The 20,939-nt window shown below is 42.9% G+C and carries 21 protein-coding genes and 1 pseudogene; 17 read left to right on the top strand and 5 right to left on the bottom strand.

The features are described from left to right. Both ACEYV4_RS02745 and ACEYV4_RS02740 read right to left on the bottom strand, forming a co-directional pair. A pseudogene (locus tag ACEYV4_RS02745) lies at nt 1-138 on the bottom strand (GtrA family protein); the annotation flags it as partial. Then, nucleotides 131-586: a flavodoxin gene (locus tag ACEYV4_RS02740; RefSeq protein ID WP_373841908.1), complete on the bottom strand. Its 456-nt coding sequence runs from the start codon at nt 584-586 to the stop codon at nt 131-133. The pseudogene ACEYV4_RS02745 and the gene ACEYV4_RS02740, both read right to left, overlap by 8 nt. Nucleotides 587-722: 136 nt before the next feature. Between ACEYV4_RS02740 and map the strand changes: the two genes are divergently transcribed. The 3 genes from map (at nt 723) to ACEYV4_RS02725 (ending at nt 4,527) form a co-directional block, all read left to right on the top strand. Continuing rightward, nucleotides 723-1,577, top strand: coding sequence for a type I methionyl aminopeptidase (map, locus tag ACEYV4_RS02735; protein ID WP_373841907.1), 855 nt, complete (start codon nt 723-725; stop codon nt 1,575-1,577). 442 nt (nt 1,578-2,019) lie between these two features. Next, a complete protein-coding gene (gene yjeM, locus ACEYV4_RS02730) occupies nt 2,020-3,531 on the top strand; it encodes a glutamate/gamma-aminobutyrate family transporter YjeM (RefSeq protein ID WP_288659470.1) in 1,512 nt (503 codons plus the stop codon). A gap of 102 nt (nt 3,532-3,633) precedes the next feature. Further along, on the top strand, nt 3,634-4,527 hold the full coding sequence (locus ACEYV4_RS02725; protein ID WP_057805733.1) for a YihY/virulence factor BrkB family protein: 894 nt from the start codon (nt 3,634-3,636) through the stop codon (nt 4,525-4,527). 35 nt (nt 4,528-4,562) lie between these two features. On the opposite strand, the gene ACEYV4_RS02720 is transcribed toward ACEYV4_RS02725, so the two are convergent. Together ACEYV4_RS02720 and ACEYV4_RS02715 are read right to left on the bottom strand one after the other, a co-directional pair. Continuing rightward, nucleotides 4,563-4,802, bottom strand: coding sequence for a DUF2922 domain-containing protein (locus ACEYV4_RS02720; RefSeq protein ID WP_265890999.1), 240 nt, complete (start codon nt 4,800-4,802; stop codon nt 4,563-4,565). A gap of 20 nt (nt 4,803-4,822) precedes the next feature. Next, entirely contained in the window at nt 4,823-5,035 is a 213-nt protein-coding gene (locus tag ACEYV4_RS02715) for a hypothetical protein (RefSeq protein WP_283594347.1), read from the bottom strand. A 97-nt stretch (nt 5,036-5,132) separates the two neighbouring features. Between ACEYV4_RS02715 and recX the strand changes: the two genes are divergently transcribed. From recX to ACEYV4_RS02650, 13 genes are all read left to right on the top strand, one after another. After that, nucleotides 5,133-5,933 carry a recombination regulator RecX gene (gene recX / locus ACEYV4_RS02710; protein WP_373841906.1) on the top strand — a complete coding sequence of 267 codons (801 nt, stop codon included), beginning with the start codon at nt 5,133-5,135 and terminating at the stop codon, nt 5,931-5,933. Nucleotides 5,934-5,995: 62 nt separating this feature from the next. Further along, on the top strand, nt 5,996-6,763 hold the full coding sequence (locus ACEYV4_RS02705) for a DUF4422 domain-containing protein (RefSeq protein WP_373841905.1): 768 nt from the start codon (nt 5,996-5,998) through the stop codon (nt 6,761-6,763). 16 nt (nt 6,764-6,779) lie between these two features. Beyond that, complete coding sequence (locus ACEYV4_RS02700) at nt 6,780-7,709, top strand: glycosyltransferase family 2 protein (protein WP_373841904.1); 930 nt, start codon at nt 6,780-6,782, stop codon at nt 7,707-7,709. A gap of 11 nt (nt 7,710-7,720) precedes the next feature. Then, a complete protein-coding gene (locus ACEYV4_RS02695) occupies nt 7,721-8,368 on the top strand; it encodes a sugar transferase (protein WP_373841903.1) in 648 nt (215 codons plus the stop codon). A 30-nt stretch (nt 8,369-8,398) separates the two neighbouring features. Continuing rightward, nucleotides 8,399-9,607 (top strand): polymerase, encoded by a 1,209-nt coding sequence (locus ACEYV4_RS02690; RefSeq protein ID WP_373841902.1) that lies wholly within the window; start codon nt 8,399-8,401, stop codon nt 9,605-9,607. Then, nucleotides 9,604-10,221, top strand: a complete 618-nt coding sequence (locus tag ACEYV4_RS02685; RefSeq protein WP_373841901.1) for a Wzz/FepE/Etk N-terminal domain-containing protein — start codon at nt 9,604-9,606, stop codon at nt 10,219-10,221. Before ACEYV4_RS02690 ends, ACEYV4_RS02685 begins: the two co-directional genes overlap by 4 nt. A gap of 12 nt (nt 10,222-10,233) precedes the next feature. Beyond that, nucleotides 10,234-11,355 (top strand): UDP-galactopyranose mutase, encoded by a 1,122-nt coding sequence (gene glf, locus ACEYV4_RS02680; RefSeq protein WP_373841900.1) that lies wholly within the window; start codon nt 10,234-10,236, stop codon nt 11,353-11,355. A gap of 133 nt (nt 11,356-11,488) precedes the next feature. Then, nucleotides 11,489-12,907, top strand: a complete 1,419-nt coding sequence (locus ACEYV4_RS02675) for a flippase (RefSeq protein WP_373841899.1) — start codon at nt 11,489-11,491, stop codon at nt 12,905-12,907. Nucleotides 12,908-12,931: 24 nt separating this feature from the next. Further along, complete coding sequence (locus ACEYV4_RS02670; RefSeq protein WP_373841898.1) at nt 12,932-14,002, top strand: acyltransferase; 1,071 nt, start codon at nt 12,932-12,934, stop codon at nt 14,000-14,002. A gap of 32 nt (nt 14,003-14,034) precedes the next feature. Continuing rightward, nucleotides 14,035-15,057: a beta-1,6-galactofuranosyltransferase gene (locus ACEYV4_RS02665; RefSeq protein ID WP_373841897.1), complete on the top strand. Its 1,023-nt coding sequence runs from the start codon at nt 14,035-14,037 to the stop codon at nt 15,055-15,057. Then, nucleotides 15,054-16,079 carry a beta-1,6-galactofuranosyltransferase gene (locus tag ACEYV4_RS02660; protein WP_373841896.1) on the top strand — a complete coding sequence of 342 codons (1,026 nt, stop codon included), beginning with the start codon at nt 15,054-15,056 and terminating at the stop codon, nt 16,077-16,079. Before ACEYV4_RS02665 ends, ACEYV4_RS02660 begins: the two co-directional genes overlap by 4 nt. A 1-nt stretch (nt 16,080) precedes the next feature. Then, the gene (locus ACEYV4_RS02655) at nt 16,081-17,142 is read left to right on the top strand and encodes a galactofuranosyltransferase (RefSeq protein WP_373841895.1); all 1,062 of its coding nucleotides are present in this window, start codon (nt 16,081-16,083) and stop codon (nt 17,140-17,142) included. Beyond that, nucleotides 17,126-18,184 (top strand): sugar transferase, encoded by a 1,059-nt coding sequence (locus ACEYV4_RS02650; RefSeq protein ID WP_373841894.1) that lies wholly within the window; start codon nt 17,126-17,128, stop codon nt 18,182-18,184. Before ACEYV4_RS02655 ends, ACEYV4_RS02650 begins: the two co-directional genes overlap by 17 nt. Here ACEYV4_RS02650 and ACEYV4_RS02645 read toward each other — a convergent pair. Beyond that, complete coding sequence (locus tag ACEYV4_RS02645) at nt 18,181-19,161, bottom strand: glycosyltransferase family 2 protein (protein ID WP_373841893.1); 981 nt, start codon at nt 19,159-19,161, stop codon at nt 18,181-18,183. The genes ACEYV4_RS02650 and ACEYV4_RS02645 overlap by 4 nt on opposite strands. 205 nt (nt 19,162-19,366) lie before the next feature. Between ACEYV4_RS02645 and ACEYV4_RS02640 the strand changes: the two genes are divergently transcribed. Then, the gene (locus ACEYV4_RS02640) at nt 19,367-20,911 is read left to right on the top strand and encodes a glucosaminidase domain-containing protein (protein WP_373841892.1); all 1,545 of its coding nucleotides are present in this window, start codon (nt 19,367-19,369) and stop codon (nt 20,909-20,911) included. The last annotated feature ends 28 nt before the right edge of the window (nt 20,912-20,939 follow it).

The raw sequence follows: 20,939 nt of genomic DNA, 5'->3' as shown, positions 1-20,939 counted from the left end.
AGCCAGCTGGTAGTTCCAATGGACCCCGGAGCTGAGAAACTGGAAGACCACAATGTTGACGACCGTGGTGACCACGCCCCAGAAGAGATAGGCGATGACCGAGCGGTACCTGTTGAAGAGGGCGACGAGCTTAGTCATTGGCCTGCGCCGCCTTTTCTACCAGCTGCTTGGCAAAGGCGTCCAGCTTCTTGATGTCGTCCTCGTCCGGTGCCAGGTTGACGTGAACGTTCTCAGCCCCCTTGCTAGCACCAGTTTTAGCCAGGGCCTCACCGAACTTATCGACAGCCACGCAGAAGTCGTCGCCGTAGAAGGTGTCGCCAGAACCGGCCACCCCGTAGACCTTGCCATCCAGCTGTTCCTCCTGGAGGTCGTCATAGAAGTCGAGGCCTTCCTCGGGCAGGGCCCCCTCGTCGTAGGTGTATGGGCAGATGACGCAGATATCAACATCATTGAAGTCGGCAGGGTCGGCCATTGTTATTTCAGTTTCCTCGACGTCGACGTTCAGGTCCTCCAGGGCATCGGTGATGATGTCGGCCACGTCCTCGTTATTACCGGTGATTGTCGCGTAGACCACAAGAGCTTTCATTGATTATTCCTCCATAGTATCGATATTGCTACTTAATTATAACAGTTTCATAGTATAGCATGCTTTGGGCAGAACGGGGGAACTAGTGGTATACTGTTAAAGATAGAAATGTCAAAAAAGGAGACATATTGAGAGAATGATTACGTTAAAATCACCTCGTGAAATTGAAGCGATGGAAAAGGCCGGGGCCGCACTGGCGGGAATGCACCTCGGGATTCGTGAGTTTATTCGGCCGGGGATGTCCAGCTGGAAGATCGAAGAGTTCGCTCGCAAGTACTTCAAGGCGGCTGGCGCCAAGGCTGAGCAGATCGGCTTTGAAGGCTACAAGTACGCTACCTGTGTCAGTGTCAACGACGAAATCTGTCATGGTTTCCCGCGCAAGAAGCTGGTCCTGAAGAAGGGGGACCTGGTCAAGGTTGACACCGTGGTCAGCGTCGACGGTTTCTTCAGTGATTCCTGCTGGTCCTATGCGGTCGGTGAGGTTAAGCCGGAGATTGCCAAGCTGATGGACGTCACTAAGAAGGCCCTCTTCATGGGGATCGACCAGTGTGTTCCGGGCAACCGGATCGGTGACGTCGGTGCCGTGATCCAACACTACACCGAGGATGAGAACGGCTACGGTGACGTCCGGGAGTTCGTCGGTCACGGCATCCAGCCAACGATGCACGAAGACCCGATGGTACCGCACTACGGTGAACACGGTCAGGGTCTCCGCCTGCGGAATGGCATGACAATCACCGTTGAACCGATGATCAACACCGGTACCTGGGAGGCCGACACCAGCGACCCGAGCGGCTGGCTGGCCAAGACGGCTGATGGCGGTTGGTCTTGTCAATACGAGCACACGCTGGTGATCACCAATGATGGTCCCAAAATCTTAACTTCGCAGGATCCTGAGGCCGATGCCAAGTACCTTTATGATGACAACTACGCTAAGTACCTCGACCACTACGGCAAGATTGCCCGTGAAATCGCCGAACAATTCAAGTAAAAGCAAGGGAAGGCGCCCTCCGTTTTTGGGGGCGTCTTCTTTTTGTACAAAATTAGTTAAATTGACTTTCAAAACGAAATATTCAAATGAGAAATTTGGGTAACTAACTTCATAATCTTAAGTCGGCACGGATGCTTAGTTAAATAAAGCAAAGCGTCTAGTTGATTTCTCATTTTAAAAGTAATCTTTTCAGAATAATTTGCATAGCACAGAAGAGATGAAATGTTTTCCAGGGCAACACATCTTTGCATGAATAATCATTTTTACACTTAATATGCATTGATTAATACTAATATGCAGACAGATATGTATATTTTGAATGAGAAAAAGATTAGAATCTGCCCGGATCACTTTTATTTTACTCAGAAAGGGCTATACTTAAATTATTAAATGATTTCTTATTTTTATTTAAGAAAGTTAAATTATTTGGAGGTCTAATAAATTGGACGATCAAAGTGGTAATACAAAGAAAATGATTACTACCTTCGGCCTGGTGGCGATGATCATCACCTCAATCTTCGGATTCGGGAATGTTTCAAACGCCTACCTACAAATGGGCTACGGTAGTATTATTTGGTACGCATTAGCCGGGATCTGTTTCTTCTTCCCATGCGGTTTAATGATGGCCGAATATGGTTCAACCTTTAAGGATGCCAAGGGTGGTATCTATTCCTGGCTGGCCGGCTCGATCGGCGAGCGGATGGCCTTCATTGGGACCTTCGTCTGGTTAGCATCCTGGATCGTCTGGATGGTTTCTACTGCCTCACGGATCTGGATCACCTTCTCCGCACTGATCTTCGGTAAGGACACGACCCAGCAGTGGCACTTCTTGGGCCTGACCTCGACCGAACTGATCGGGGTCCTTGGGATCATCCTGATGCTGATCTGCACCTACTTCAGTTCGCGGGGCATGACCGCGATTGCTCGGGTTGGTTCCCTCGGTGGGATCTTCACCGTGGTTGTTAACATCATTTATGTTATTGCAGCAATTATTGTTTTAATCGTTAACAAGGGTGCCATCGCCCAGCCATTCCACGGTGCTAAGGACCTGATCCTTTCACCAAATCCACAGTTCCAGACACCGATTGCCATTATTTCATTCGTTGTCTACGCCATCTTTGCCTATGGGGGGATGGAGTCTCTGGGGTCCGTTACTGATAGTATGGAGAACCCCGAGAAGACGTTCCCACGTGGCCTGATCATCGCCTCCATCTTCACGATTGGGGCCTACGTTGTCATGATCATCATGGCTGGTTGGTTTGCCAACTACAACGGTGACTTTGCCAAGGGTTCAACCAACCTGGGGAACGCCACCTACGTGCTCTTCAACATCCTGGGGGTAAAGCTGGGCTTGGCCCTGGGTTGCTCCCACGCCACGGCGCTGGTTTGGGGTGCTGCCATGACGCGGATCGTTGCCTTCTCACAGGCCCTCGGGTTCCTGGGTGCGCTCTTCGTTCTGATGTACTCACCAATCAAGGCCTTCATCCTGGGGTCTAACCCAGAACTTTGGCCAAAGAAGCTGACCAAGCTGAACAAGGCCGGAATGCCAGCTAACGCCATGTGGCTGCAGGTAACCATCGTTTCCATCATCATCTTATTGGTGGCCTTCGGTGGTTCCGCTGCCCAGAAGTTCTACACGATTCTGACCGATATGGCCAACGTGTCAACCTGTTTCCCATACCTGTTCCTGGTGGGTGCCTTCCCATTCTTCAAGGCTAAGAAGAACCTTGATCGGCCGTTCGTAGTCTTCAAGAATCGGTTCTGGACCAATGTCTTGGTATGGTTCGTTGAAATTATCCTGATTATCGGGATTATCTTCACCTTCGTTCAACCAATGCTGGATCACGATTGGCAGACGGCCTTCTGGACGATTGCCGGCCCAATCTTCTTCGCCGCGGTTGCCCTGATCTTCTACCAGGTTTCTGCCAAGAAGCACCATATCAATGAAAAATAGTTAATTTAACCCTTATGTTAAGGCTCGCTAACAATTTGCTAGCGGGCCTTATTTTTTACCATTGGTCTGGTATAATAGCCCTATATTTTGGGGAGGGTAGTCATGACAGAAGAGCCGGGAAAAATGAAGAGGTTTATTGCGTTGCTAATGGAGCACTTCCAGATGGCGCAGATTTCAAGCTCGGCAGCGGTATTGGCCTACTATACCCTGCTGTCGATCTTTCCGGCCGTCCTGGTGATTGGAAACCTCCTGCCGATGGTGGGAATCGATGCGAAAACGGTCCTGAGCTATCTTCAGACTGCGGTGCCAGATGCCGTTTATAGCTTCCTCCAGCCGCTGATCTACGACTTCCTTCAGCGGGGGAGTGGAGGCCTGCTGACGACCGGGGCCCTGATTGCCCTTTGGTCGACCAGCCAGGGGATCGCGGCCTTCCAGCGGAGTGTTAACTTAACCTATGGGGTGGCCCGTAATCAGAATCCGGTCAGCAACCGGGTGATCTCATTCATCTGGATGATTGTGGTACTGGCCATTATCTTTGTAATTGTCCTCCTGTACGGTCTCGGTGAACAGGTGCTGAAAAGCATTCAGCCGATCTTCAACTTCCGGCGGGAATATATCTATATCTTCAACTCCTGGCGGTGGCCGGTTACCTTTGCCGTCCTCTTTATCGCCCTCTGCCTCCTTTACTACTTTGTACCTAATGCCAAGGTCCGCCTGCGCTATGCCGTGGCCGGGGCTTTCATGGCAGCGCTTCTCTGGATGGGGCTGTCGCGGTTGTTCTCCTTCTATACGGTGATCTTTCGCCACAGCGTCATCTCTTACCAGACGATCGGGGCCTTCATCGCCATGATGGTTTGGCTGGACTGCTCCGGCTACGTGATCATGCTGGGGGCCGTCCTCAATGCGACCCTCCAGGAGGCCCATGAGGGGGAGCTTCGTGAGCGGGAACACTTCTGGCAGCTGGGTGACAATCGGCATAATAAAAAGGAGCAGTAACCGGGATGGCTACTGCTCGCTTTGTTCGCGGTGAATTACTTATTGGTGGTCTTTTCGGTGTCATTGAAAAGCACGGTGTCGACCGTGTCAACGTACTTGGCAGCCAGCGGGGTGGCACACAGCTGCTCGTCGCCCTTGACAAAGAGGTTGGCGGCGGCAATCAGGTCCATTGCCTGGCGGACGGTCTTGGCATCGAGGTCGCTGTTGGCATAGCTGAGCTTGAGCAGGTGCTTCTTGCCCTTGTTGGTCTTGAATGTGAGGTTTAATGACTTCATACTGATTTACCTTCCTTTGCTTAGGCGAGGGCGACGTGATCCGTAACGATGACGTTGACACCAACGCATTTTTCGTTGGTCAACAGGGCAACCGCCTCCGTCAGGCTGGTGAGCTGGTCGTTGCTGAACTGTTGGGTGACGTTGTTGAAGAGGTGGTTAACCCCCTTGGGATGCTGGTCACCGACCATAGTAACTTGCAGCTTTGCAGACTTGAATTGACGTTCCATACTCATGTTGAGCACTCCTTTTTGTTGGTATTTGATAAGTAGCGGCCACTGCTTACACTTATACAGACGTTTGGGGAGGGCCGATGTAAAGGAGATTTGAGAAGTGGGAAAAATAACTAAGATTGAAGCCCAGAAGAGGCGCGGCCGTTATAACGTTTACATGGATGGCCAGTATGCCTTCCCGGTGGCCGAAAGTGTCCTGATCAAATTTAGGCTGATGAAGGGCCTGGAACTGGACAAAAAACAGGTCGCGGCGATCACGACAGCCGACCAGCAGGCCCGGGCCTATTCAAAGATGCTGGACTACCTGGCCCACCAGTTGCGGACGGAGAGTGACATCGTCAAAAAGCTGCACGACTTGGAGACACCGGAGCAGTTCATCGGCCCGATCCTGCAAAAGCTGCGCGACCAGCATCTGGTGGACGATCATGAGTATGCTGCCAGCTATGTGCGGACGGCCATGATCACGAGCTTGAAGGGGCCGGGGGTGATCCGCCAGCACCTGCGGATGAAGAAGATTGGCGAAAACGACATTGATGATGCCCTGGCCCAGTTCACCACGGAACAACAACAGGTCAACGCCGCTAAGTTGGCGGAGAAACTTTTCCGCCGCTATCACAACCAGCCGCTGATTCGCCAGGAACAGAAGGTGCGTCAGGGGCTGTTGACGAAGGGCTATGCAAGTGCGATCTTTGACCAGATCCGTGAGCGGGTAACTCCCAAAGAGGATCCTGATGAACAAGCGGCACTGCTGGACAAAACAGCGGAGAAGCTGTGGCGGCGATACCGGCGCTACACCGGACGTGAGCGGGTTCAGCACTTCAAGCAGGGGATGTTTCGCCGCGGCTTCGATCTTGACCGGGTGCAGGAATGGCTGGACCAACACCAAGAAGGGCTTTCCTAATGGCGAAATTGTTGGTATTATTTAATTTGATTGTATTTTACTAAAAATAGGAGTTTACTATCTTGAAAGTAAAAATCTTAGTCGCCGTTCATAAGAACTATCGAATGCCGGATGATCCGATGTACTTGCCAGTCTTTGTTGGCAAGGAGATCCACCCGACAGTAAATCACACTTTTCAAGGCGATAACACGGGAGACAATATCTCGGCAAAGAATCCTCATTACAATGAGCTGACTGCTCTGTACTGGGGATGGAAGAATTTAGACGTTGACGCGCTAGGGCTTGTCCACTACCGGCGCTACCTGACGCTTGGCCATTCGAAGGACCTCTCGACCATTCTTAATCAGGAACAGGTGGAGAAGCTCTTCCAGGATGCGGATGTGATCCTGCCGAAGAAGCGGCACTACTACATCGAGACCAACGAGTCCCACTACCTGCATGTCCACGAGCACGCCCCGCTGGAGATTACCCGGCAGGTGTTGAAGAAGGACTATCCAGAGTATGTGCCAGCTTTTGAGCAGGTGATGAAGCAGACCAGTGCCCACTACTTCAATATGATGATCATGAAGAAGAAGCCGCTGGATGAATACTGTCAGTGGCTCTTTGATGTGCTGGGGAAGGTTGAGCAGCAAGTCGATTATTCTGACTACACGCCCTACGAGCAACGGGTCTTCGGCTTCCTAAGTGAACTCCTGCTGGATACCTGGCTGAATACTCATCCAGAGTATAAGGCGGTTGAAGTTAACCGGGTCTTTCTGGAAAAGCAAAATTGGCCGCTTAAGATTGCCAAGTTCTTGAAGCGGAAGGTTACTGGCCACGGTGAACATTAATTAGCGAGGTGTTATAATGCCAAAGTTATCAATCGTTGTTCCGTGCTATAATGAGCAGGAATCAATTCCGCTCTTCTATCCGGCGGTCGAAAAGGTTGTCCGCAAGATGCCGGTGGAGATCGAGTACTGGTTCATCAACGATGGGTCCGCGGATCAATCGTTGGCGGAGATGCGTAAGCTCCACCAGACTGACCCGGAACGGGTTCATTACGTATCATTTTCCCGTAACTTTGGTAAGGAAGCAGCCCTTTACGCTGGCCTTCAGGCGTCTACGGGCGACTATGTGGTCGTCATGGACGCTGACCTTCAGGATCCTCCCGAGTATTTGCCGATCATGTATAAGGAGATCGCAAGTGGGGAGTACGACTGTGTTGGTATGCGGCGAACTGATCGGAAAGGAGAGGCCAAGTTTAAGTCCTTCCTGAGTGATCAGTTCTACAACGTGATCAACAAGATTTCGGATACCAAGATTGTCTCTGGTGCCCGGGATTACCGGATGATGACCCGGCAGATGGTCGATGCCGTTCTATCGCTGACCGAGTATAATCGATTCTCAAAGGGGATCTTTAACTGGGTTGGCTTCAAGACGAAGTATCTGCCGTATAAGAATGTCGAACGGGTTGCCGGAACGACGGATTGGTCGACCTGGAAGCTATTCAAGTACGCTTTTGATGGAATCACCGACTTTTCGGAGGCTCCGCTAGCAATTGCAACCTGGTTTGGCGGTCTGTCAGCCTTTGTTGCAATCATCGGCCTGATTGTTGTGATTGTACGGCGCTTTGTTGTTCCGGGAAGTAGCGTAAACGGCTGGGCTTCTTTGGTCTGCATCATGTTGTTGCTGGGTGGTATCCAATTGCTCTGCTTAGGAATTGTTGGCCGCTATATCGGCCGTATCTATATGCAGACTAAGAAGCGCCCAATTTATATCATAAAAGAGAAAAAGTAAGGCATAGGAGTATGGAAGAGAAGCTAGAAATCAAGCAACAATCGAAAGCATATCTTTTCTGGAAAAGGTTCTTTGATATTGTGCTGTCCTGCATTGCGCTGGTCTGCTTTAGCCCGATTTTTTTGGTGGTCTTTATCCTGAGTCGCTTTGGCGAGAATAGGGGACCATTATTCTATAAGCAGGTACGGATCGGCTGGCACGGTAAGCCATTTAAGATCTATAAGTTCCGTTCAATGGTGGTTAATGCAGATACCATCCTTGAGAATGATCCAGAGCTGTATGCAAAGTATGTTGCCAATAACTATAAGCTAGAGCCGGAAGAGGATCCACGGATTACTCGTCTGGGACGGTGGTTGCGGAAGACCTCAATTGATGAAATACCGCAGTTTTTGAACATTTTGCGCGGTGAGATGAGTATCATTGGACCGCGGCCAGTTGTTAAAGCCGAGCTGGCGGAATATGGAAATCGTGTGGACAAGTTCTTGTCCGTCAAGCCTGGCGCTATGGGCTTATGGCAGTCCAGTGGACGGAGCAATGTTCCTTATCCGGAGCGTTGTGATGTGGAACTGGAGTACGTCGATAAGGCCTCACTGGCATTTGATGCCGAAATAATGTTTAAAAATATTATTAGTATTTTTAAGAGTGAGGGAGCATACTAAGTATCGGTATGCAATAGGAGGATAGTTAGTGTGGCGAAAATTAATGATCGAATTCATACAATAATTAACGTCCCAATAACAGGCCAACAGATATATTTTCTGGCATTTGTCTTTTATTTTGTACCGGCCTTTCTAATTGATACGACTTTTACTCAATACCTGAGTTGGTCAAAACTAAGGTTATTAACATATATCTCAATACCATTAATTGTTTTTAAAATTTATGTTATTGATAGGTGGCATTGGCCTGATTTATTGTTGATTACTTTACTATTAGGAATTGGGGGAATTGCTTGGCGTGCGGCCCATTACCCCGAGATCCTAATGATGATGATCTTTGTATTAGGTGCTAAAAATGTCCAACTGCGAAAAATTGTTCAGTGGTATTTTTACCTAAGCCTAGTATTTTTAATGATATTAGCGATTATTGCAATCATTGGAATTGTGCCTAACCTGGTTTATTATTCGAAGCTTAGGCCGACGAGATACTCACTTGGAATGGCATATACAACTTTTGTCGCTTCACACATTGTGTATATAGCTCTTGCCTATTGTTTTTTGCGTTTTGGCAAACTAGGCTGGCTAGATTATGTAGGAATTATTGTTGTTGCATTTATCGCGCTAAAATTAACTAACACGCGGCTTGACTTCTATGAGATGCTATTACTGATTCCAATAATGTGGCTAGCTCAGCGTGCACAAAAAGGGAAAAGGTTTTCGCAAATATTTGCGTCTTTCTGGTGGATGGCGACGCCGTTACTTACAGCAATAACGATTATAGGAGCATATTTCTATGATCCAGCAAATCATATTTATCAAAAGCTGAATAGTGTTTTTACTGGACGGCTTAGCTTAAGCTATGAAGCGTTTCAACGTTATCCAGCATCGATATTGGGAAGACAAATTGTGGAGCACTCATTTGGGGGAGCAAAAGGGGTAAAGTTTGCTAATAATAACCTCTATGAATTAAGTTCTCATTATTTCTATATTGATTCTTCGTATATTAGAATGCTGCTTGTATGGGGAGGAATAGTTTTCCTCCTTGTTATTGGTGGAATTATTTATATAACTGTAAAAGAAACAGTGAAGAAGCAATATGTTTTACCGGCAATTTTTATATTGATTGCAATTAATGCTATGTTTGAGCCGCACATTTTGCAATTAATTTATAATCCGTTTTTATTGGCAGTTCTTGCCACAGATCAAAATTTAAGGTTAATTAATGGAGAGAGATCATGAATAGTAATTTAACAGTATCTAATATTTGGAAGGTTATTTGGAAAAACATTATTGTAATTGCAATACTTACGATTATTGGCGGTGCTGGTGGTTATCTTTATGCTCATCATAAAAAGACCACCACTTTTAAGGCTGAAAGAAATATGTTAATTGCCCATCGTCACACAGGTCAAGCGGCTAATGATCAATTTATGTCTGATATGGGTATGATGAAAACATATTCTAAGATCGTAGAGAGTAATGATGTTGCCAATGCGGCTCATAAGAAGCTTCCAAAGAAACTACAGAAAAAGTATTCTGCAAAGCAAATCTCTTCGATGATTAATGCTCGTCCAATTGACCAGAGTACTATTATGAACGTATCCGTTGAGACCGACAGTGCTAAGGATGCAACGGTATTAGTTAATACGGTGACAAAGGCGTCTGTTAATGAGATTAAGCAAATTGTACCTTCAGCAGGAACCATTCGGCTTTTTGCTAAAGCAAAGACAGCAGATGCAGCGTCACATACTACACCATCAACCAAGAAATACACTTTGCTTGGTGTAGCGGTTGGCTTACTTGTGGGAATGGTAATTGCATTTTCAATTACTACTTGGAAACATTTAATTTAAAGGAGAAAAATTATGAAAAAGCAGTATGATTATTTAGTTGTTGGTGCAGGGCTGTTTGGTGCAACCTTTGCCTATGAGGCAGCTAAACGCGGCAAAAGCGTTAAGGTGATTGAAAAGCGCGATCACATTGCTGGTAACATTTATACTAAGGAAGTTGACGGCATTCAGGTTCACCAGTACGGTGCTCACATTTTCCATACTTCAAATAAAAAGATCTGGGATTACGTTAACCACTTTGCTGAATTTAATCGCTACACCAATAGTCCGGTAGCAAACTACAAGGGACATATGTATAACCTGCCTTTTAACATGAATACCTTTAGTGAAATGTGGGGTGTTCGGACACCACAAGAGGCGGAAGACAAGATTAATGAACAACGCCAAGAGATGGCTGGCAAGAAACCACAAAACTTGGAAGAGCAAGCTATTTCATTGATTGGCCGAGATATCTACGAGAAGCTGATCAAGGGATATACTGAGAAGCAGTGGGGACAAAAGGCAACGGAACTACCAGCTTTCATTATTCGGCGGCTGCCAGTTCGATTGACTTATGATAACAACTACTTTAATGACCTCTATCAAGGTATTCCGATCGGCGGCTACACGCAGATTGTTGAGAAGATGTTAGATAACGACCTGATCGATGTTGAAACGGGCGTTGACTTCTTCGACAAGAAAGATGAATATCTGAAGGACTACCCAAAGATTGTCTTTACAGGGATGATTGACCAGTTCTTTGATTACCAATTGGGTGAACTCCAATACCGTAGTCTTCGCTTTGAAACTGAAGAGAAGAATGTTGGCAACTACCAAGGAAATGCGGTAATCAATTATACCGATGCCGAGACACCATATACGCGAATTATTGAGCATAAGCACTTTGAATTCGGCAAGGGTGATAAGGACAAGACGATTATCACTCGTGAATATCCGGCTGACTGGCATCGTGGTGATGAACCGTACTACCCAGTTAACAACCGACGCAATAACGACCTCTACACTAAGTACGCTCAATTAGCCAGCGAAAAGGCATACAACGTTATCTTTGGTGGCCGTCTGGGTCAGTACCGTTATTACAACATGGATCAAGTCTTAGAGGCTGCATTAAAAGCAGTTGATCAGGAATTTAAGTAATTGATTGTAAAAAAAAGAATTGGAGAGCTCCAATTCTTTTTTATTAAATTTTGATAACATTTACTGTTTTGAATAGTAAAAATGATAAAATAAGACGTTAGTTTACTTGATTAAGTTTTAGAAGAGGATATTCATGAAGGTTATAAAGAACTATTTGTATAATGCGGGATACCAGATTCTATTGATGTTTGCGCCCCTAATTACCACTCCCTATGTTTCACGGGTCTTAGGTGCACATAACACTGGTATTAATGAATATACGAATAGTTGGGTAACCTTTTTTTATTTGGTTGGGCAGCTTGGGATTACCCTGTATGGTAACCGAGAAATTGCCTATAATCGTGATGATCTCTTCAAACGATCCAAAACTTTTTGGGAGATCGAATCGTTACAGGCTTGCACAATGACATTAACTTTAATTGCATACCTGTGTGCAGTATTTATTTTTAGTACTACTTATAAAGAATACTTCTTGTTGCAAACCTTGTGGATTTGTGCGACGGCTCTTGATGTTTCATGGTTTTTCATGGGGCTAGAGGACTTTAGAAAAACAGTTGTACGTAATACACTGGTAAAATTAGTCACAATTTTCCTGATATTCGCCTTTGTCAAAACCTCTAACGATCTTTGGAAGTATATTTTATTGCTCGGTGTTGCTCAAGTTGGTGGGAACCTAACTCTTTGGCCATATCTAAAAGAAGCTGTATGTAAGGTGCCCCTTAATCAATTACGCCCATTTAAGCACTTTTACCCGGCCTTCCTGTTATTTATTCCAACGATCACTACGCAGGTCTACTTAGTTGTTAACCGGCTAATGCTGGGAAGAATGGCTATACCTTCAGACTTAGGTAATTTCACATATGCGGATCGGCTAGTTAAGCTGATTCTGGCTTTGGCAACTGCAACTGGTTCAGTGATGTTGCCAAATGTGACCAAAAAATTTGCCGACCACGATATTTCTGGAGTTCGTAATAGTTTATATGATTCATTCGATTTTGTCAGTGCGATTTCTTTCCCAATGATGTTTGGTTTGATGGCAATTGCTGAGAAGTTTGCTCCATGGTTTTTAGGAGATCAGTATATAAATACTGGTCAAATTATGGTAATCGAATCGCCAATTATTGTTTTCATCGCTTGGAGTACAGTAACTGGAAATCAGTATTTGATGCCAGTTAATCGTATTCGAGAATATACAACCTCAGTGACTGTAGGAGCGATTATTAACGTTATTGCCAACTTCTTCTTAATTCACCTGTATGCCGCTAATGGTGCTGCTATGGCAACTGTTATTTCTGAATTCTGTGTTACTGCATATCAGCTGCATGCTATTCGAACTACGATAAAGAGAAGAAAGCTATTCTCTGCAATGTGGAAGTATTTCTGCTCAGCTTTGGCGATGTATTTTGTTGTACATAGTCTTAATCAAATTATGAATATGACGATTGTCAACTTAGCAGTTCAAATTGCGATTGGGGCATTGATCTATCTTGTAGCATTATTCTTTATTAAGGCACCAGTTTTAGATCAGGCAAAGAAGATCTTAAAAAAGTAAATCGTTAATTGTGAGGAGTATTTAATGATAAAAAGTCAGAACTCAAAAAGACTATTTTATATTGATCTCTTAAATTGCATTGCAATTTTTGGAGTATTGATTCAACATACTGCGCAAATTGCTCATGTAGGGCCAACCAATGATACCATTACGGTTGTTGGAAAAGTCATTCAGACACTGTTCCTGCCAGCTGTAGGAATATTCTTTATGAATTCTGGTGCGATGCTACTAGATTACCGAGAAAGACAAAGTACCGTGCACTTTGCTAAGCGGCGGTTTTTACGTGTAGTTGTACCGCTATTGATTTGGAGTATCTTTTATTATATTTACGGTTATTACTACTATACTTTTCCGGGAATCTTTCATCACTCATTATTTGGCCTTCGAGACTTTGTAACTGCCTTCGTAGATAATAAAATAAATAGTCTCTTTTGGTTTTTCTTTATTATTATTCAGTTGTATATTGCGACACCTGTATTTTCGCTTCTTTCAAAAAAGCATAAGGAGTTTTTACTCTATATTGCTACCGTTGCTTTCATCAGCAGTGATGTTTTTTCTTATCTCGATGGTATTTTGCATTTACATATTGAGCAGAGCCTCTTAACGCAACCTCTTTTGGCATCATCATGGATTCAATACTTTATTTTTGGTTATTTATTTAAGGAAAAATATTTTTCAAAATCGGTTGAGAACGGAATAATAATTTTTGGTCTAGTTACGCTTGGATTAAACATTGCGAATGATGTCATTGGAGGACATCATCTCTTTTTACAGAACATCAGTGATTTCCCGTATGCGTTAGCAATTTACCTATTGCTTAAGCGGTTAGCTGATCGTAATAATAACGCTCGTGTGGCAAAGATGGTTGCTAAATTGGCTTCTACCAGTTTAGGAATTTATATTCTGCATCCAATGTTAATTGCTCTATTTGATTGGTTGCTGTTTAAACAGACCTCAGAACATTGGACGGGGTATTTAACGGTGTTAGAAAATCCAATTCACATTTTTGTATTTCCAATTATCATCTATCTCATCTTAGTTCCTTTAATTTATTGGTTTAAGAAACTGCCTTTGACTAAATATATTTTGCCGTAAACAAATAAGACATTTAGGGAGAGATTTATATCATGGCTAATGCCAATTATGTAATTTCCTGGCATGATACTGTTAATCATGGGGGGAGTAAAGCAAAGCAAGATGTCGAAAACTTCTTAAAAGAAGAAGGGTATCGAGAAATTGATACGCCAACCAATAACCTTAGCAAGGTTCTATTCGTCTATTTGAAGTTCCCACAAATTATTAAAAGAATCCATCATAGTACAATCCTTTTTCAGTTTCCATCGGGGAAACCGTTCTTAAGAAAGAAAATGATGGAAAGTGTTCGAAATAGTGATAATAGATTGATAGTGCTGATCCACGATATTGAAAGCTTGCGATTAAATCACGAACCAGGACGTGAGAAGGATAACGCGGAAGAACTAGAATTATTGCAAAATTGTGATGGGATCATTTCTCATAACGAAGAAATGACTAAGTGGTTACGTCAGCAAGGGGTAACCGTACCAATTGTTAGCCTTGGTATCTTTGACTATGATAATCCGCAAACCGTCAATACTGATAGTAAATATGATGGCTCAATCTGCTTTGCTGGTAATCTGGAGAAGTCAAGCTTCTTAAATACTTTGCGGTTAAAACATTCGTTGATTCTTTTCGGTAGTCACCCGGCTGAAAATTATCATCCCAATCTTAAATATGAAGGGATGTTTCCACCTGAAGTATTACCGAAAAAGTTGACACAGAATTTCGGGCTTGTTTGGGATGGGCCAGATATTGAATCATGTACAGGGCCCTATGGTGAATATATGAAATATAATGATCCGCATAAGGTTTCACTTTATCTGAGCAGTGGAGTGCCAGTAATTATTTGGCGAGAGGCTGCGTTAGCTAACTTTATTCAAGAAAATAAGTTAGGTATTCTGATTGATGATCTGACCAAGTTAGATGAAACATTGGATCATTTGTCGCCCGAAGAATATGCTGCAATGAAAAAGAATGTTATTAGCTTTAGTGGTTTGTTAAGAAGTGGACACTTTATCAAACATGCAATGAAGAACGTCGGTAAAGCAATTGATGGTGGTGATAATGTATGACTAATTATTTGATCTCGTTACGTGATTCTGCAAAGAATGTTGCCGGTCCTAAGGCAAATATGGATAATATAAAATTCCTTACAGACTTGGGCTTTAAGAATTATTGGCTAAAATTTGAAACAAATACAGGGTTAAAGTCGCGCCTTCAAAAGCTTTGGTTGGCACATTACACTATTCCACATTTTTTTAAGACGCATTCAGACATTGATAATATTATTTTGCAATATCCGCTATATTCAACTTACTTGATGAATAATGTAGTGAATAATATTCGGCAATACACTAATGCTAAGCTATACTTTATTATCCATGATGTTGAGTCAATTCGGCTTTTCATTAATAAGCCAGAATATTATCGTGATGAACTAGCATTTCTTAATCGTGCCGACGGAATAATTGGTCATAATGAAAAGATGAATGATTGGTTGAGTAAGCATGGAGTAACTACTCAATTAGTTAACTTGGAAATCTTTGATTATGATAATCCAAGCACTTTACCTGAGAAGCGTTCTTATCAAGGAAAAATTTGCTATGCAGGAAATTTAAAAAAGGCTCAGTTTTTACAGAAAGTAAACTTAAAACACCGTTTAATGATTTTCGGTCCTAATCCTGCTCAATCTTATCCTAAAAATGTTGTTTACCAAGGACAATATTCACCTGAAGAATTACCAAATCATCTGACAGAAAACTTCGGATTGGTGTGGGATGGGACCACCACTGATGGTTGTAATGGTGTCTTTGGTGAATATATGAAGTATAATGACCCGCATAAAACATCACTTTACTTAAGTAGTGGATTACCGGTAATTATTTGGAAGAAGGCAGCGTTGGCTGACTTTGTGGAAAAGAATAATGTAGGGCTAGCTATTAATAATTTAGATGAACTTGATTCTATCTTAGATTCACTTAGCGAAGAGAAGTATGATCAGATTTGTCAAAACGTTAATAAAATCGCTAAGAAAATGCGTGATGGTTTTTATGTGAAAAAGGCTGTTAAGCAATTAATAGATGTGGAGAAATAAAATGGAACGTTACATTATATCATTAAGAGATCCTGCTCAAAATGTTGGGGGACCAAAAGCCAATATGGACAACATTCATAATTTGACTAAGCTTGATTTTACGAACTATTGGTTGGATTATGGATGGAACTTCTGGGATAATCACGGAATAAAGAATTTTGTTAAGTCACGAGTTAATAAATTTAGAGTTACTTATATAACACTTCCTCACTTTTTTAAGCAGCACCGTGATATGGAATATTTAATTTTGCAGTATCCTTTGTATTCCGCCTTTACGATGAAACGTATTGTGGACTGTATGCATAAGTATACCCATGCCAAGTTATTTATCATTATTCATGATGTAGAATCGATCCGTCTTTATGTTGATCAGCCTGAAAAAGGAAAAGATGAAATTGATTCATTTAATTGGGCAGACGGTATCATTGGCCACAATGATAAAATGAATCAATGGTTGAAGGATAACGGAGTGACTGTACCATTAATTAGTCTTGGAATCTTTGACTATGATAATCCGCAACCACTGCAAAAGTTTACTAGCTATGATAAGACAATCTGCTATGCAGGGAACTTAATTGATGCCAAATTCTTAAATGAATATCATCAAAAGAGTAAATTGACTGTCTTTGGTCCTAACCCAGCTGACCACTATAATGATAGTATCGATTATGAAGGACAGTACACTCCAGAAGAGCTGCCTAAACACCTTACGCAAAACTTTGGCCTTGTTTGGCACGGGACCAGCGCTGATACTTGTAATGGGACGTTTGGCAAATACTTACGGTACAATAACCCTCACAAGACTTCACTTTACTTGAGCTCTGGTTTGCCAGTAATTATCTGGGACCAGGCGGCCTTGGCACCATTTGTTGAAGAAAATGGTATTGGGATTACCGTTAGCAGCTTGAACGAAATTGATGAGCGCTTAGACGCAATTTCTTCGGCTGAATACCAGCGGATGCATGATAATGTCAAAAAGATAGCAGAAAAAATGCGGTCAGGTTACTATGTAACGACCGCAGTAAACAGAATGGTGGAAAAGACGAATGCAGAAGGCAAATAATTATATTATTTCATTGAAGGACCCATCTGGTAATGTTGGGGGCCCAAAAGCCAACATGGATAATATTAAGTTCCTAAAGAAGCTTGGCTTTAAGGAGTATTGGTTGGACTATGGTTGGAAACCGGGCTTTTGGTGGCACTACAGTATTTGGGACCAAATTACTGGCCGAATTAATAAGTTTAAGATGGCTTATATTGCTTTGCCACACTTTTTCCACCAGCATCCAGATATTGATAATATTATTATTCAGTATCCTCTCTACTCAAATAAGATTGTTAAATTAATTCATGATACTGTAAAGAAGTATAGTAATGCTAAGCTTTTCTTTATCATTCATGACGTAGAAGCAATTCGACTGTATGCAGATGAGCCAAGTCGTGGGCAGGCAGAACTAGACTCATTTAATTTGGCTGATGGTATTATTGTGCATAATGAAAAAATGCGGCAGTGGTTAAAAGCTAACGGTGTAACAGTACCACTGGTTAACCTTGGAATCTTTGACTATGATAATCCGCAACCGTTGCAAAAGTTTACCAGTTACGATAAGACAATCTGCTATGCTGGAAACTTAATTGATGCCAAATTCTTAAATGAATATCATCAAAAGAGCAAACTGACTGTCTTTGGTCCTAATCCGGCTGACCATTATAACGATAGTATCGATTATGAAGGACAGTACACTCCAGAAGAGCTGCCTAAACACCTTACGCAAAACTTTGGCCTTGTCTGGCACGGGACCAGCGCCGACACGTGTAATGGAACGTTTGGTAAATATTTACGGTACAATAACCCTCATAAGACCTCGCTTTACTTGAGTTCTGGCCTGCCAGTAATTATCTGGGACCAGGCGGCCTTGGCACCATTTGTTGAAGAAAATGGTATTGGGATTACCGTTAGCAGCTTGAACGAAATTGATGAGCGCTTAGACGCAATTTCTCCGGCTGAATACCAGCGGATGCATGATAATGTCAAAAAGATAGCAGAAAAAATGCGGTCAGGTTACTATGTAACGACCGCAGTGAAAAAAATAATTAACAATTAATGAACATGTTTATATGCCCTGTAAGTAACAATGTATAGCTGTGGAGCTAATCGCATGGCTATTAATCCTAGCCGGTACTTCAGAGGTAATAACTGTGAGGAGTTTTTAAGTTGTTTATTTAAGTGACTTAAAAACTCCTTTTGTTTTTCACCATTCCAGTTTGTGTCACCAAGAATATGTCGGTGTAAAACGTAAACTTCCGTTCTTACAAAAGTGTTTGCGACTAGTTCAGCTCGGTTAGCGATGTGGTGGAAAGCCAGACATTTGTCAACTTGATCAATATATGATTTGGCAAGTTGGTCTAGCTCAGGATAATAAGTGGTAGTAGTAGTTCCACTATTCTGATAGTACGTATATAGCGGCTCATGAATGTAAGCGATCCGTTGAGGGTTGATACACATTAAGTACCTAAACAAAAATAAAATATCTTCAACGAAATTTTTATTAGTGAACTGCAGGCCATTTTCATTAATGATTTTAGCCTTGAAAATTTTATTCCAGAGCCCGGAATCCATTTGATCGCGGTCAATTAAGAAATGTTTAGCAAGATCTTCTTTGGATTTGGTGCCTTCAAGAACAGAGTGACTCATATTTAATGTGTTATTCTGTAAAACCCGGTTAATGCCACAGATAACTAAATCATTATGTTCAGTTTTGGCAGTCATTTTCTGAAACATCTTGGATGAAAAACGATCATCGACATCCAAGAAGAAAAAGTATTTACCATGAGCATGCGCCATTCCCTTATTACGGGCAGCCGATTGAAATAGGTGATGCTGCGATAGTGCTTGAATGTTATCCTGCTTGGCAGCTGCAGACTGGATTAGAGAAAGTGTACGATCGCTAGAGCCATCGTCAATTAAAATAAGTTCTGTTGATTGACCAGTACTTGCCTTATTGAAGTTTTCAATGAATGGCTGGATGTCTTTCTCACAATTATAAACTGGAGTAATGACTGAGATGGTAGGCGTTGGCATACATGATCCTTCTTTCGTTTAAATGGTAGAGTTACCTAACTGCTTAATATAGCATACAAATTGTTACATAAAGGTTACAAAGAAGTAGGTATTTTATCATCTTATTTACATTTGGGAAAGTTCATTAATTTTTCATAAAATGTGAAGTATACTAAATAGCGGTTTGATTAATGTGACGAAATAAAAAAGGGGATTCTTTAGCTATATGGAAACACGAGAACATTTTAAACTTTATAAGCATGGCAAGAAATGGTGTGTTATGGCGATCGCAATGATTGCCACAGTGTTTGGCATGATGAGCGTGAAAAATGTTGATGCTTCAGTAAATACTAATGAACCAGTGGCTGTACAAACAATTAGTAGTGATTCGGCAGCTGATAGCTCAGCAACAGTACAGAGCACTGCAGTTTTGCAAAGCGAAGCAGCAGTTCAGAGCGCAGAGCCAGCACAGGCTAATGAATCAGCTGCTACATCAGCTACCCCAACAGTTGCTCAAGAGACGACAAATAATTCTAATAATAATGATTCACAACAAGTAGCAAGTAGCGCTAATGCTCTTTCAGCACAACCAAGTACCGCGACAGTAAATAATGTGCGGACGGTTAGTGCTCATGCTGCAGCCTATGGCACTAAAAACGGTTGGCAAAATGAAAACAACCATTGGGTTTACTACACCAATGGTAGTGTTCAGTCAGGACGCAATTACTCTTATTTACCAACTATTAACGGCCAGGGTCGTAGTTGGTATTTAGTTGATAATGGTGTTGTTCAATCCGGTGTGCAAAAGTGGGCTGGTACTTACTACGATTTTGATGCCAAAACTTATCAACGTGTTAACAATAACTATGTTCAATCCCAATGGGGTGACTGGTACCTCTTTGGTAACGATGGTCGGATTCAGACTAAGGTTCAAAAATGGGCTGGTACCTACTATTACTTTGATCCAGTGACATACTTGCGTGTCGATAACAACTATGTTCAATCCCAATGGGGCAACTGGTATATGTTTGGACAGGATGGCCGAATCGCTACAAGGGTTTACAATTGGGCTGGTACTTATTATTACTTTGATCCAGTAACTTACCTGCGTGTTGATAATGATTACCGGCAATCCCAATGGGGCGACTGGTACCTTTTTGGTAACGATGGTTGCATCTTATCTGGCTTACAAAAGTGGGCTGGCAACTACTATTACTTCAACCCTTCAACCTACCTTAAGGAAACCAATACTAACTTTACGTTTGCTGGTATGGCTCTTCATGCAGATAACTCTGGAGTAGTTACAGGGCAGAATCGGAATGCTTCGTTCTTGATAAGCATTTACCAAGCTACAATTGATGGTTGGCACCAGTATGGGGTATTACCATCTGTTACAGCTGCGCAAGCTATTCTTGAAAGTGCTTGGGGTGAATCTGCACTGGCTACGGAAGGACATAACTTATTCGGTATTAAAGGAAATTACAATGGCCAATCCATTGTGATGCGGACTGCTGAATATGGTAATGGTGGCTACTACTACATTAATGATGCTTTCCGTCGCTACCCAAGCAACTACGAGAGTGTTGTTGATCATGGTCGCTTCCTTGCCACTAATGGCCGTTACCATAACCTGTTATGGCAACGAAACTATGCCGTCGTTACCAATGATCTTCATGCAGATGGCTATGCAACAGATCCAGCATACGCTTCAAGCTTGAACAATGTCATTCGGACGTATGGATTAGATTCCTGGGATCGACAAGCATTTTAATGAATAAAGCAGATGATCTTGAGAATTA

Source organism: Limosilactobacillus sp., from assembly GCF_041859915.1.
Lineage (GTDB): Bacteria > Bacillota > Bacilli > Lactobacillales > Lactobacillaceae > Limosilactobacillus.
The sequence above is the reverse complement of the archived record's forward strand: the minus strand, read 5'-3'. Positions and strand labels throughout refer to the sequence as shown.

Excerpts from the sequence above, each read along its gene's own strand:
- ACEYV4_RS02740 (WP_373841908.1), bottom strand. The coding sequence starts at position 586 with ATGAAAGCTCTTGTGGTCTACGCGACAATCACCGGTAATAACGAGGAC.
- map (WP_373841907.1), top strand. The coding sequence starts at position 723 with ATGATTACGTTAAAATCACCTCGTGAAATTGAAGCGATGGAAAAGGCC.
- ACEYV4_RS02725 (WP_057805733.1), top strand. The coding sequence starts at position 3,634 with ATGACAGAAGAGCCGGGAAAAATGAAGAGGTTTATTGCGTTGCTAATG.
- ACEYV4_RS02720 (WP_265890999.1), bottom strand. The coding sequence starts at position 4,802 with ATGAAGTCATTAAACCTCACATTCAAGACCAACAAGGGCAAGAAGCAC.
- ACEYV4_RS02715 (WP_283594347.1), bottom strand. The coding sequence starts at position 5,035 with ATGAGTATGGAACGTCAATTCAAGTCTGCAAAGCTGCAAGTTACTATG.
- ACEYV4_RS02700 (WP_373841904.1), top strand. The coding sequence starts at position 6,780 with ATGCCAAAGTTATCAATCGTTGTTCCGTGCTATAATGAGCAGGAATCA.
- ACEYV4_RS02695 (WP_373841903.1), top strand. The coding sequence starts at position 7,721 with ATGGAAGAGAAGCTAGAAATCAAGCAACAATCGAAAGCATATCTTTTC.
- ACEYV4_RS02685 (WP_373841901.1), top strand. The coding sequence starts at position 9,604 with ATGAATAGTAATTTAACAGTATCTAATATTTGGAAGGTTATTTGGAAA.
- glf (WP_373841900.1), top strand. The coding sequence starts at position 10,234 with ATGAAAAAGCAGTATGATTATTTAGTTGTTGGTGCAGGGCTGTTTGGT.
- ACEYV4_RS02675 (WP_373841899.1), top strand. The coding sequence starts at position 11,489 with ATGAAGGTTATAAAGAACTATTTGTATAATGCGGGATACCAGATTCTA.
- ACEYV4_RS02670 (WP_373841898.1), top strand. The coding sequence starts at position 12,932 with ATGATAAAAAGTCAGAACTCAAAAAGACTATTTTATATTGATCTCTTA.
- ACEYV4_RS02665 (WP_373841897.1), top strand. The coding sequence starts at position 14,035 with ATGGCTAATGCCAATTATGTAATTTCCTGGCATGATACTGTTAATCAT.
- ACEYV4_RS02660 (WP_373841896.1), top strand. The coding sequence starts at position 15,054 with ATGACTAATTATTTGATCTCGTTACGTGATTCTGCAAAGAATGTTGCC.
- ACEYV4_RS02655 (WP_373841895.1), top strand. The coding sequence starts at position 16,081 with ATGGAACGTTACATTATATCATTAAGAGATCCTGCTCAAAATGTTGGG.
- ACEYV4_RS02650 (WP_373841894.1), top strand. The coding sequence starts at position 17,126 with ATGCAGAAGGCAAATAATTATATTATTTCATTGAAGGACCCATCTGGT.
- ACEYV4_RS02645 (WP_373841893.1), bottom strand. The coding sequence starts at position 19,161 with ATGCCAACGCCTACCATCTCAGTCATTACTCCAGTTTATAATTGTGAG.
- ACEYV4_RS02640 (WP_373841892.1), top strand. The coding sequence starts at position 19,367 with ATGGAAACACGAGAACATTTTAAACTTTATAAGCATGGCAAGAAATGG.